The sequence below is a fragment of the Maridesulfovibrio ferrireducens genome, assembly GCF_016342405.1.
GTDB lineage: Bacteria > Desulfobacterota > Desulfovibrionia > Desulfovibrionales > Desulfovibrionaceae > Maridesulfovibrio > Maridesulfovibrio ferrireducens_A.
Window position 1 is genome coordinate 289,849 of sequence record NZ_JAEINN010000003.1, and the last position, 12,332, is coordinate 302,180.

Annotated in this window: 13 protein-coding genes and 3 tRNA genes; 11 read left to right on the top strand and 5 right to left on the bottom strand. The window is 43.2% G+C overall.

What is annotated here, in order from left to right; all coding sequences use genetic code 11:
* Positions 1-157: 157 nt before the first annotated feature.
* Positions 158-796, top strand: coding sequence for an imidazole glycerol phosphate synthase subunit HisH (hisH, locus tag JEY82_RS05180; RefSeq protein ID WP_304083347.1), 639 nt, complete (start codon positions 158-160; stop codon positions 794-796).
* The gene (gene hisF / locus JEY82_RS05185) at positions 789-1,568 is read left to right on the top strand and encodes an imidazole glycerol phosphate synthase subunit HisF (protein WP_304083348.1); all 780 of its coding nucleotides are present in this window, start codon (positions 789-791) and stop codon (positions 1,566-1,568) included. The genes hisH and hisF overlap by 8 nt, the downstream gene beginning before the upstream one ends.
* Before the next feature lie 63 nt (positions 1,569-1,631).
* Here hisF and JEY82_RS05190 read toward each other — a convergent pair whose 3' ends face one another.
* Positions 1,632-2,747, bottom strand: a complete 1,116-nt coding sequence (locus tag JEY82_RS05190; RefSeq protein ID WP_304083351.1) for a glycosyltransferase family 4 protein — start codon at positions 2,745-2,747, stop codon at positions 1,632-1,634.
* Between the two features lie 204 nt (positions 2,748-2,951).
* Between JEY82_RS05190 and JEY82_RS05195 the strand changes: the two genes are divergently transcribed.
* Positions 2,952-3,551, top strand: coding sequence for a phosphatase PAP2 family protein (locus JEY82_RS05195; protein ID WP_304083354.1), 600 nt, complete (start codon positions 2,952-2,954; stop codon positions 3,549-3,551).
* A gap of 66 nt (positions 3,552-3,617) precedes the next feature.
* On the opposite strand, the gene JEY82_RS05200 is transcribed toward JEY82_RS05195, so the two are convergent.
* Together JEY82_RS05200 and JEY82_RS05205 are read right to left on the bottom strand one after the other, a co-directional pair.
* On the bottom strand, positions 3,618-4,307 hold the full coding sequence (locus tag JEY82_RS05200) for a TVP38/TMEM64 family protein (protein WP_304083357.1): 690 nt from the start codon (positions 4,305-4,307) through the stop codon (positions 3,618-3,620).
* On the bottom strand, positions 4,304-5,044 hold the full coding sequence (locus JEY82_RS05205; protein ID WP_304083359.1) for a glycosyltransferase family 2 protein: 741 nt from the start codon (positions 5,042-5,044) through the stop codon (positions 4,304-4,306). Before JEY82_RS05205 ends, JEY82_RS05200 begins: the two co-directional genes overlap by 4 nt.
* 86 nt (positions 5,045-5,130) lie before the next feature.
* Between JEY82_RS05205 and JEY82_RS05210 the strand changes: the two genes are divergently transcribed.
* The 6 genes from JEY82_RS05210 to JEY82_RS05235 all read left to right on the top strand — a co-directional run bounded on the left by JEY82_RS05210 (position 5,131) and on the right by JEY82_RS05235 (position 8,203).
* A tRNA-Met gene (locus JEY82_RS05210) sits at positions 5,131-5,207 on the top strand.
* Between the two features lie 200 nt (positions 5,208-5,407).
* A complete protein-coding gene (locus JEY82_RS05215) occupies positions 5,408-6,088 on the top strand; it encodes an AzlC family ABC transporter permease (RefSeq protein WP_304083361.1) in 681 nt (226 codons plus the stop codon).
* Positions 6,085-6,393: an AzlD family protein gene (locus JEY82_RS05220; RefSeq protein ID WP_304083363.1), complete on the top strand. Its 309-nt coding sequence runs from the start codon at positions 6,085-6,087 to the stop codon at positions 6,391-6,393. The genes JEY82_RS05215 and JEY82_RS05220 overlap by 4 nt, the downstream gene beginning before the upstream one ends.
* A 72-nt stretch (positions 6,394-6,465) precedes the next feature.
* Positions 6,466-6,542 (top strand) — tRNA-Met (locus JEY82_RS05225).
* Positions 6,543-6,714: 172 nt separating this feature from the next.
* Positions 6,715-6,791, top strand: a tRNA-Met gene (locus JEY82_RS05230).
* Between the two features lie 380 nt (positions 6,792-7,171).
* The gene (locus tag JEY82_RS05235) at positions 7,172-8,203 is read left to right on the top strand and encodes a hypothetical protein (protein ID WP_304083366.1); all 1,032 of its coding nucleotides are present in this window, start codon (positions 7,172-7,174) and stop codon (positions 8,201-8,203) included.
* Positions 8,204-8,282: 79 nt separating this feature from the next.
* Here JEY82_RS05235 and JEY82_RS05240 read toward each other — a convergent pair whose 3' ends face one another.
* Both JEY82_RS05240 and JEY82_RS05245 read right to left on the bottom strand, forming a co-directional pair.
* Positions 8,283-9,638 (bottom strand): phosphatidylserine decarboxylase family protein, encoded by a 1,356-nt coding sequence (locus tag JEY82_RS05240; protein ID WP_304083368.1) that lies wholly within the window; start codon positions 9,636-9,638, stop codon positions 8,283-8,285.
* A gap of 125 nt (positions 9,639-9,763) precedes the next feature.
* A complete protein-coding gene (locus JEY82_RS05245) occupies positions 9,764-10,384 on the bottom strand; it encodes a LysE/ArgO family amino acid transporter (RefSeq protein ID WP_304083372.1) in 621 nt (206 codons plus the stop codon).
* 102 nt (positions 10,385-10,486) lie between these two features.
* Here JEY82_RS05245 and JEY82_RS05250 point away from each other — a divergent pair, with 102 nt between their 5' ends.
* Both JEY82_RS05250 and JEY82_RS05255 read left to right on the top strand, forming a co-directional pair.
* Positions 10,487-11,371 carry a LysR family transcriptional regulator ArgP gene (locus JEY82_RS05250; RefSeq protein ID WP_304083375.1) on the top strand — a complete coding sequence of 295 codons (885 nt, stop codon included), beginning with the start codon at positions 10,487-10,489 and terminating at the stop codon, positions 11,369-11,371.
* A 476-nt stretch (positions 11,372-11,847) separates the two neighbouring features.
* Complete coding sequence (locus tag JEY82_RS05255) at positions 11,848-12,285, top strand: hypothetical protein (RefSeq protein WP_304083378.1); 438 nt, start codon at positions 11,848-11,850, stop codon at positions 12,283-12,285.
* Positions 12,286-12,332 lie beyond the last annotated feature (47 nt).

The following is a 12,332-nucleotide window of genomic DNA, read 5'->3' on the forward strand; positions in this document are numbered from 1 at the left end:
ATTCATCTTTTTTCTTGTTTTCCTTCGCTTTTTTTACTAGCCCCTAAGATAAGGAAGAACCGTTTTATCCCTTTTAGGATGTTTTCACGCTCAGATATATTGACTGTGACTTTCAAGCGGACCAAAAGATACATAAAAAAATAAGGGAGTTCAACTCATGCTGGCCATTCTTGACTACAAGGCTGGGAATCAAACCAGTGTTCAGCGCGCTCTGAACAAATTAGACATTCCAAACGTAATCACATCTGATCCGGACGTGCTATCCAAAGCAACCGGCATAATTTTTCCAGGCGTCGGAGCTGCGGGTCAGGCTATGGACGAGCTTATAGCCGGCGGTCTTGACGCACTATTAAAAGACTTAGTTTCGCAGAAAAAGCCTCTGCTCGGCATTTGCGTAGGTTGTCAGATTCTACTGGACTACAGCGAAGAAAATGACACCAAAGCTCTTTCAGTTATCCCCGGAGAATGCAGACTCTTCAATCCTTCATGGGTAGATTATGAAGGAGTTCCTATCCGCGTGCCTCATATGGGCTGGAACCAGATTGAGCTGAAACAGGACTGTATTCTTTTTAAAGATATTGATCCTGAAGCATACTTTTATTTTGTCCACAGCTATTATCCAGCTCCCGAAGAAAAATTTATTATCGGCGAAACAATTTATGGCCGCCCTTTCTGCTCCCTTCACGGACGCGAAGGACTCTGGGCCGTTCAATTCCATCCGGAAAAAAGCGGTAACCCCGGCCTGAAAATGCTTTCCAATTTCTACGAATACTGCAAGGAGGCTTCCGATGCTTAGCAAACGAGTCATACCCTGTCTGGACGTGCGCAACGGAATCCTTACTAAGGGTGTTAAATTTAAAGACAACGTTGATATCGGTGACCCCGTTGCAACAGCAAAGATGTATTACGAACAAGGTGCTGATGAAATCGTATTTTACGACATCACAGCTTCGTCTGAAGGACGCGGAATTTTTCTGGATGTTGTAGAACGTGTTGCTTCTGAAATATTCATTCCCTTCTCTGTCGGCGGAGGAATAAACTCTGTCGAAGATATGCGCGCAGTACTTATGGCTGGTGCAGAAAAAGTATCCGTGAACTCCGGCGCTGTTAAAAATCCCGACATTATCAGTCAGGGCGCGGCAGCTTTCGGATCACAGTGCATTGTTTTAGGAATGGACGTTAAAAGAGTACCTAAATCTGAACAAATCCCTTCGGGTTTTGAAATAGTCATCAACGGCGGACGCAAGTTCATGGGCATCGATGCTCTCGACTGGGCCAAAACCTGTGAAGCTCTCGGAGCCGGTGAAATCTGCCTCAACTCAATTGACGCAGACGGAACAAAAGACGGATACGACCTTGAACTGACCAAACTGATAGCTGAAAGCGTAACCGTTCCTGTCATCGCATCAGGCGGAGCAGGACACCCTCAGCACATGGTTGATGCCGTTACTGAAGGCCGCGCAACCGCAGCTCTTATAGCTTCCATCGTTCATTACGGTGAGTATACTATTCCTCAGCTGAAAGAGCACATGGCTTCAAAAGGGGTTAAAACCCGCTCCACTTGGTAGCAGATTTATAGCTGATATTTGTTAATTAGAAAGGCCCTCAAAATTTATTTTGAGGGCCTTTCTTTATTTTTGTAAAACCATTTCCTTTACCATTTTCAAATATGGTTCAATTCCGCATGAAATTTTTTCAGGCCATTCAAATGGAGTCTCATCACGCTCTTCTAATGCCGTCACAATCATCTCTTTAATCTTCATAAAATCTGACGGATCATCAAAAACTCTATCGGATGGCAGAAAATAACTGCTTCCATTATCGCGGGAACTTAATACAGGTAAGCCGCAAGCCAGAGCTTCAAGCACTGAATTTGAACACGCATCATAGTATGAAGGAAGAACAAAAATATCTGATCTTCCGTAAAAATCAGGCATATCTGTGACCTTACCTAAGAACCGGACACGCTTTGCTACACCGAGTTTTTCTGCCAGCGCCTGATATTTTGCAGGGTTACGGCCCCCCGCTACGTGCAGATAATAATTATCCGGTAATTCTGCCAAGACCTTAATCAGACTTGAAACACCTTTTAAGGCAAAATTCGTAGTGGCGGTTGATATTACGACATCATTATCAGTCAAATAAAATTCAGCGCGACTCTTAATTCTATCATCTTCGGTTGGTTTAAAGAAAAGAGATAAGTCCGGCTTGTTGTAAACCACGTCTATTTCGCGTTCACTCATGGCAGGATGCGATTCAATCATCCATTCCTTAACACGGTGTGAAACACAGACCATGCGGCAACCTGAACGAACCTGACGCTTCTCAATATATTTAATAAGTATATTTACGAGTGCGGTACGCCTGCGAAACATCTTAAATAAACGAGCGAATCCCGCAGGCCATGCCCGACGTGAAAGTTTCCAGAATGATTCAAGAGGACCGCCACCAACGCGCAATATATCCTGATTGAGAGATTTGCCGAGACTTATACAAAGATCATAGTCTCCATCTTTACGCACCTTTTCGGCAGCAAGGATAAACCACAACAACTTTCCGGCGCGGCACAAACCATATCGCCCTACACCAATAACAGTTACATCCTGCGGAGGTTTTTCCTCAGCCCGGGAACAGATAAAATCGACACTGTACCCTTGCTCAGCCAACCCCTTACTGAGATTATATCCAAAGCGCTCTACTCCCCCGTATCGACTGAAACGCGGTAGCATTATTGCAATTTTAATCATATTTTTAATCTATAACCTTAAGGAATATAACAAGTAAACATAAAAACGTTAATATCATGTTCAATCAGCAATAAAACTGTACCCTTGCGGGCTGTCGTTTTAATTGATACCTGCCAACTGAAGCGATACGTACAAACTACCGCGCGAAGATGTTAGTCGGAAACAGCTCATTTGCCAAGATAAACGGTCAATCAGGAGAAATACGTGTTTTTCGCAACACAGCCTTTAGATATGAAATTATTTATTTTTGCCAACCAGATTTTCAGAAAAAGCTGGCTGGATCAAATAATGCCGCTGATTTCATCCGCAGCTCTTTTATGGGTGATTATTCTCGCTGCTACAGCATACGGCATTTATAAAAAAGGGCCGAAAATTCTAATTGTAATGCTTGTCATCATTGCCTCTATGGGAATCGCCGATTTCTCCACAGGACTGATAAAAAAAACCATCGGCAGAGTTCGCCCTGTAAATTCACTCCCTCTCACTTATTTTAGAGAAGACGGACAGTGGCAACGCAGACCGCTTGATTTTAAACCGCTCAAAGAAAAAGGCAACTCCTACCCTTCAGCACATGCCGCCAATTCTATGGCCTTTGCGCTGATGTGTATGTTCTTTTTCCGTAAGCTGAGACCTTGGATGATCTTGCTGCCGCTTGCAGTGGGCTATTCACGTTTATATCTGGGAAAACACTTCCCGACCGATGTGTTAGCCGGGTGGATTGTCGGAATATGTGTCGCAATTTCAGTCTGGCTGATCTGGAGTAATTTTATCAAAAATAAAATTCCCGACAAATTAAGAATCTAATTTAAAATTAAAATAAATAATTATAAAAAAATAAACCCCGTCAGATAAAATCGACGGGGTTTATTTTTATTCAACCATAGCTTCGGCCTGATTACGATATTTTTTATAAAGTTTAAAACCTAATAAAGTTGAAACAATAAACAAAATTACCGCCATAGCCATTTGAGTGGTAGAAGAAACATTCACTCCGCTACCAAAAAGTGCGAAAACTATATTCTGCGGCAGATAACCAATTGTGGAACCGAGAATAAAAGGAATCGCGGGAATCCCGGTTACTCCGGCAAGGAGGTTTGTAATAACATTGCTCCCCAACGGGAAAAAGCGAATTGTCAGAGCCATATTAAACGGACTGCGACTTAAGAAATTATCCACTTTTTGAATGCGGGCTCCAAATTTATTTTGAATAAATGAACGGGCCACAAGCCGTGCATAAATAAATGCACAAGCGCACCCAAGCCCTGTTCCGATAGTCCCGAGCAAGGCTCCAAACGCAAATCCGTAAGCGTATCCACCCATGAAACAAATTAACTGACGCGGAAACCCGATAGCAGAAAAGAATGCAGCTATACCGACATATAAAATTACGCCAGTCATTCCGCGCGAGCTGACATGCTCATCTATCCACTTAGTATCCAACGCTTCAGAAAGCCCTGCATATCTGACTAAATAAACAGCTAAAGCAAGCACACCGAGCATTGCAAGCCCTTTAATCAGGGCTTTGGCTTTTACTTTTGAATCACTTCGAGGAGATGTCATAAATTATCTTTTTCGCCGCTGCGTTCTTTAACAGAATAAGAAAAATGGCGGCTTTGCAACCAACGCACACCTAAAAGATCATAACCTCCGGCCATGGCACGATCCAAAGTTCCATACTTGGATTCACCTTGATGACGCGGACGATGATTCACTTTAATTTCAGAAACACTCGCGCCCCGCATCTTCATAAGTGTAGGCAGAAAACGGTGCATTCCGTTAAAACGGGGAATTGAACGAACCATTTCGGTACGCATAATTTTTAAGGAACATCCGGTATCTTTGACCGATTCCTTGGTCAGTTTATTTCTTATAGCGTTAGCAATTTTAGAGCCGACTCTTTTAATCCACACATCCTTACGCTTCATGCGCCAACCGATAACCATGTCATATCCTTCGTTATAAAGGGCTAACATGGCCGGAAGATCTGCGGGATCATTTTGAAGGTCAGCGTCCATAGTGGCGACGCGCGGTGCAAGAGCTTCATCAAAACCTGCACAAAATGCAGCTGACTGCCCTCTGTTTTCTTCAAATGAAATATATCTGGCAGCTTGATAGGTCTTGGAAATTTCATTCAAAACAGAGAGACTTGCGTCTTTACTGCCGTCATCCACAAACACAACTTCATATGGAATATTAAGCGGCTCTAGGGCCGAATCAATTTCCTGCATTAGTTTTCGTAAGTTATCCTGTTCGTTATAAACGGGGATTACGAGGGATAGGTCATAGTTTTTTGTCATATCGAGAGATGAGATAAGAAAAATTAATAATTTTGTAAATAGCTGTTGACAATGAAAGGGTCCAACTGTAGACATGCTCTCAGTGACGCGGGGTGGAGCAGTTTGGTAGCTCGTCGGGCTCATAACCCGAAGGTCGTAGGTTCAAATCCTGCCCCCGCAACCACATAGATTATTTAAATAACCCATTTTTTTTAAATGGGTTATTTTTTTGCCTAATAAAAAAAGACCTGACTCTGACAGACAAATCATTATACTTCTTTCTGATAAAAACGACACACCACAAAATTTGAACTCATCATAAATGTGAGATAAGCACCACCTTGCCCCAGCCGATCAATTTTTTTTCGAAAAAGGGAGATAAGAATGAACGGCTTTATTAAGGGAGTCCGAGCGAATATACCTCTTACACCCAGCGTTATTGCATACAGCTGTGTACTCGGCGTTCTAGCTGCACAAAAATCCATTGCCTGGACCTATATAATGGCACTTAATGTTTTCATGTTTGCTGGATCTGCCCAATTCGTAATGGTGGACATGTGGGCGGACCCGCTCCCCCTAACGGAAATGGCTATCGCAGCAACAATTGTAAACATGCGCTACATACTCATTGCAGCCTCGCTTAAAGATTTATTTGCCGGACAAGGATTGCTGCGCCGGATGAGCATCATGCATTTTGTGGCCGACGAAAACTGGGCTATGACCATGGTTGCAGCGCGCAAAGGCCAAGCTGACATTTTCCACCTCCTCGGAGGCGGAATGTTTCTGATGCTGGTCTGGAGCTGCGGAACCATGGCGGGCATGTCTCTGGGAGGAATTATACCCGACCCGCAAGTACTTGCTCTGGATTTCGCATTCACAGCAGTATTCACCGCTCTGGCTGTTTCCCTCTGGCAAGGTAGACAGGATGTACTCCCATGGATAGTTGCCATAACAGCCTCAGTTCTCACCGAACACTTCGTGCCCGGCAAATGGTACATACTGGTGGGCGGCATATCAGGAGCAGCATGTGCTGCTTTCACAGCTCCACAAAGGGAGAAAGCTTGATCTCTTTAACCTCTGAAAATGCTTTTCTCGCAATAGGACTCGCCTCGCTGGCAACATATTTAATGCGCGCCGGAGGATTGCTTCTTGCCGGGTATCTACCCACCGGAGGACGCACAGGAAGAGCCTTAACCGCCCTCCCCGGAACTATACTCATATCTCTTGCTGCTCCCGGTTTTTTTTCAGAAGGAATTGTAGGGTTTACGGGCGGTTTGATAACCATTGCAGTCGCATTCAAAACCAAAAATGTTTTTATTGCGATGCTGGCAGGTGTACTTGTTGTCGCCATAGGCAGACATATGTTATAAGAAATCATTTAAGACCGTCATTCTTTTAGTTGACACCTTATACCTGAGCATGTAGTTCCCTTTTCACAGTGACGCGGGGTGGAGCAGTTTGGTAGCTCGTCGGGCTCATAACCCGAAGGTCGTAGGTTCAAATCCTGCCCCCGCAACCACATATATTCTGAGATGAACCTGATCTTATGACGGGTTCTTTTTTTTCAGGGTTAAGTCCACTTCTAACATGGACGTTATTATTTAAGGACCTGATAATATTTGAAATAATTTGCAAATGTCAAAATTTCAGTTGACAGCAAATACCAGAATGTGTAGAAGCATTCTCAGTGACGCGGGGTGGAGCAGTTTGGTAGCTCGTCGGGCTCATAACCCGAAGGTCGTAGGTTCAAATCCTGCCCCCGCAACCATATAGTTTAATAGAAAAGGCTTAATCGTAAGATTAAGCCTTTTCTTGTTTAAGTAACCAACCATTATCTCTATCTACAAAACAAACATACAACTTCTTGCTAACTTTACAGTGTTTTATAAGCATCAGTAATTTAAGGTTTTTTACTTAAACATGATCTGCTGTCTTTAATGCATAATTCTGATATCTTTCTTCTCCAGTATGCATTGTATAATAACTCATTTATACTCCTCTAACTTAACTGCTGGGAGAAGCTCTAGGTAACGCCGCTTATCTTATATGCAAAGTTTGTTTCAGTTACACTTGCGATTTGAATTCAAGATAGTTAGAATGATTAAAGAAAAGATGAACGTATGAATAACAAAAAAAATAGGTATTATTATGAGCATTATAAAAAAATTACATAAAATGGTCCCGACTAGTGGCAAAGTGTTGGCCTTCTTTATTCCCTTGGTCCTGTGGGGACTTTGGTGGGCATATTCTGGAATGGGATATATGTTCTCCACTACTGAGTGGCCTGAAATATCCTCCCCTGTCCGTACGGAGATCGTAGAGGTTAAGGCTCATCCTGCCTTCAACAACCCGGATGCCTCTGATTCGAGCAAAGAAGAGCTTGAGAATTTGAAAGGCCGGGTTCTTGTTCTAGCAATTGTTTCCCGATTGGAAGCCGAACTGGCTGATGGGTGGACCCCCCAGTATTTGTTTGTGAATCCCAAATCTCATTTCGATAATGCGGTCAATCGTAAGCTTGGAGTTCTCACAGCTACAACTCTTTTGCAGAAATTTTTCTCCACCACCATGGCAAAGTACGGTTCCATGGACCCTGAAAATCCATGGATGCAAGAAGCTCGTGAGCGTGACTTCACCTACGGTCCCCGGACGTGGGGATTCTTCGAGAGGTCTTCCTCTTCCGCATATGATGACGGTGTGGCTAACGTCCACAAATACGCCGATAAGCTGATTGGTATGAAAGTGGCCGGCAAGCAAAAGAAAGATACCCGTGCTATCGTCAACATCAAGGCCAGCGAGATTTATGAAATGTTGACCTTCATCCTTTCCAAAAACTTTATTGATGTTCCACTGGGCTGGCTCTCTGCACCTGGAGATTCTCTGACGGGGTCTGAACTGGATGACCGTGTGTACTTCGCGCAAGGCATGACGTTGGTTCTTCGTGATGTAATCACCGTGCTGCAAGAACTGTATCCTGAAAAGATTACCAATGTGGACAAGGGCGGAACTCAGAACCTTGAGGAAGCTATGGCAGCCATGAACAAGATCTGCACATTCAACCCTGCGGTTGTCTTGCGCGGCAAAGAAGATTCTATGTTCGCTGACCACCGGGGCAAGATGGCTCGCTATATGTTCACAGTCAGAGAGCGACTGCTCGACGTGTCGGAAACTATTAGAAGATAAAGAATCCAAGAATTCAAAGAACACCACTAAAAAAAAAGGGTTTACATCAAGTACGATGTAAACCCTTTTTTATTATGTATTACTTCTTCGTCTTCTTAACCGTCGCAATTTTTGATCTTACAGGAATATTACTAGAATGCAGTCCCGGTTTCTGACCGTGCAAATCAAAATCAAGTTTCACACCCGGCCTGAAAATAAGAGTATGAGTTGAACCTCCAAAATGGAACATACCCAGCTCATCACCCTTTTTCACATGCTGCCCTTCATAGACAGTAACTTCATTAGATGAGACCTCTGCCATGCCGACAAACATTACTCCCATCAAGCCGATATCCGGATTGTCAGCTTCTATCAGGAGCAAAGCTCTGGCAGCAACCTGCGTAATATATCCTTGAGATTCATTAGGACCGGAAGGATCAAAACCCAGACTCTGAGCTTCTGCGTAATATGAACCGTCTATATTCTGAACTTTCACGATTTTACCACTCACAGGGCTATGCCAGCGGTGGTAGCTGAGAGCACTCAAAAAAGCCTGATAGACTGTTCCTCCGGCAAACTGCTTGGCAAGTTCCTCATCCCCCATCATATGTGTAAGGGAATAAGGCTGCGCTTTAATCCAGAAATTATCGCGCAACTTCACATTTTCAACAAGTCTATACGGTGCGGATTCACAGGAATTACTTATGACATTATCATCGTCAGGGTCTGCCACTGGACGGCGGCCTTCACGAAAAACACGTGTAAAAAAATCATCCCATGAAGTAAAACCGTAATACGGTTTCTTCGGATCGCAAATAAAGTCCTTTACAAAAGTCGGCATAGCTTTTTTTGCATCACGTCCGAACCAGCCATTTTTAGAATCAGCACTCAAAACGTAACGTGAATCCGGTGAACCAAGAAATACAGCCCACTGAGTCAAAATTTTCTTAAGCTGCCGGTTGACCTTATCATTCAAAAAAGCAGCAGTCCCGGCAGAAGTTCCCATAGGCCAGTCTAAAATAGCATTGATCGGGAATCCAACCAGCCCTGTTTTGTTAAATTCAGGAGCACGCGTCATAATGGCGTTTATAAGTTGCAGCATATGGTTATAATCTCTGACCTGCGGTTTGCCGGTAGGATCTTTGTCATAAGGCGGCTTAAGGGGAACCTGCTTGAACATTTCAGTAAAGAGCATGAAAAGTTCCGGGTCGCTCTCAATCAAATCTTTAAATTCCTGAATAACAGGAAGCAAAGCAACTTTGCCCGAACCATCCGTCTGACTGATAATATCAGCCCGCCAGTCATTCAATATTTGCTGATCAGAAGGCAGCCACTTGCCCACCCGGTAAGGAGCTGTCTTTTTCGACACATCAGCAAAAGAAGGCTGCGCCGAAAAAATAAACAAAGTTGCTAGAAAAACTGCAAAAATGCCGATTTTAAACAAAAGTTTTTTCATATGAACTCCTTTTTGTTAGTCATCACTAATGTTCATGACGGAGCATCCGCACTATGAATATTCTTTTTGTTTTAGCTCATTTTACGGAATGTGGAAATGAATTATCTTATAATTGTTTATTGTCCCTACACACTCATCGCTTTTGCACCGAGACTAAACGCTATCGCCCACATAGTCACACCTACAACACTATCCAGTATGCGCCAAGTCACAGGCTTTTTAAATAGAGGAGCTAATGCGCGGCCTCCAAATCCAAGGGTGTAAAACCAGATAAATGATGCTGTCACTGCTCCAAAACCGAAGAAATATCGAGCTTCGCCTGAATACTGGCCGCTGATGGAACCAAGCATGACGACCGTATCCAAGTATACATGCGGGTTGAGTAAGGTTATCGCAAGAGTCAGCATAATAATTGGGCGGACTCCCGAGACAGTCTCCTCCTCACTTTCAAGTTTGCCGCCCTTTATTGCTGACCGGAAAGATCCAAAGCCGTACCACACAAGAAATGCAGCCCCGCCCCACGCGGCCGGTTTAAGCAGCATAGGATGAGAAGCGACAATATCCCCTGTTCCAAGCACACCAAGTGTAATCAACACCGCGTCGCACAGCGCACACACCAAACAAACTTTGAGATGATGATTCTTTTTGATGCTCTGAGTCAGTACAAAGGCATTCTGAGCACCAATAGCAACAATCAGCCCTGCCCCGGTCCCGAATCCCTGCATATATGGTAGAATCATAGACATTTATTATCTCCGTTGTTTAAGTTGAAGCGATCTTAAACATTCAATCTGAATTAGTAAAATTAAATATTTTCATTTGTTATTAATTTTGCTTATATTGATGACATGCTCGATTATAAATTTCTGGAAGCTCTCACTGCGGTAATAGAGGAAGGCGGATTCGATAAAGCATCCGCCAAGCTGAACCTTACTCAATCGGCGGTATCTCAGCGCATAAGAAACCTTGAAGAACAATCAGGCCAAGTGCTGATAGTTCGCTCAGTTCCACCGGAACCCACGGAAGCAGGACGCAAACTGATAAAACATTTGCGGCAAGTACGGCTTATGGAACATGAATTGGCGGATGAAACAGGACTTAATCATCCCGATGATTTTATTATAATACCGCTTGGTGTGAATGCGGACAGTCTGGCAACATGGCTATTTGACGCGCTGGATGATTTTTTACATGAAAATCGGGTGCTTCTTGATATCTATATTGACGACGAAAACCAGACTCATGAATTACTTAAACGAGGGGAAGTAGTCGGATGTATCGGTACCGGTTCTAAGACACTGAAAAGCTGTAAGAAAGAATACCTCGCAACCTTAGAATATTTATGCGTTTGCACTCCTTCATTCCGGGACAAGTGGTTTAAGGACGGATTTACTTTGAAGAATGCTTCCAAAGCTCCGGCTGCCATATTCAATCGCAAAGATGAGGCACATGGCCGGCTACTGAATATCGTTTTCCCTAAAACAACCGTCACCCATCCCATTTTTTATGTACCCTCATCAGAACCGTTTGTGGAAGCCATCCGCCGCGAATTTGCATACGGCATGGTTGCCGAGGCTCAGGTTTACGACGACCTAAAATCCGGAAAGCTTATAGATCTGCTTCCCGACGTACGTGTATTAGTTCCAATGTATTGGCAGTCCTGGAGTGTGGATACTCCTTTGCTGAATGGGCTTAGCAAGGCGCTTGTTGACCACTTCAAGAGTACATCTTAATTTTATTATTATCTTTTTTTTGACACTTTTTTTAAATTCGTATACACATCTTCTTAGTTCGAACATACAGATTCCTTCTTTCGAACAAACTCAGTCATTTTAATAAGATTTTATATTTCTAAAAGGGCATCCCCTTAAATGAACATGAAGAGACGGGTTCTACCTCCCTCTGCAATGCCCATAAACATTGCAGAAGATCTGTTTTCTTCCTCCCTGTAAAAGAGAATACGGAGGCGCACACGCTGTCAGCGCCTCCGATTTCTCTTTGCCCAGCCTTCTGATCCCACGCGAATCTAATTTAAAAAATAAAAATAATTCAACTTGTAATACCACCCTATTTTAAATAGTATCTTGACCTGTTGAATATCCGGTGAAAGCAAAAAAATCACACTTGCTTTATCTCTCCATCATTAATGAATATTTACTCATCACATAAAAAGTACAAACTAACAGCTAGTTAGTAGAAGGATTTTATCATGGCAAAAGATTATCAGCCAAGAATGCACTCTGCGGAACATATGCTGAATTCAGCAATGGATCGCAAATTCAACTGCGGTCGTTGTTTCAGCGCACATATTAATAAAAAAAAATCTAAATGTGATTATAAATACAAACGCGGCATGACTGACGAAGAAGCCAGAGAAATTGAAATGACTGTTAATGCAGCAATTTCTGCTAAACTTCCTGTCACCGACGACCTGATCACCCTTGAAGAAGCTGAAGAAAAATATAATCTGGAAAGACTCCCTGACGGAGTGGACAGCGTAAGAGTCATTAAAATCGGAGACTTTGACACCTGCCCTTGTATTGGTGAACATGTTGATAACACCAGCGAAATTGGCGAATTCAAGATGGTTTCACACAGTTTTGACGATGGCGTTTTACGCATCAGATACAAATTAGGCGAAGCATAATAAATTGCAGGCTTAAAAATTGTTTACAGGATAAAATTCTGTTGATA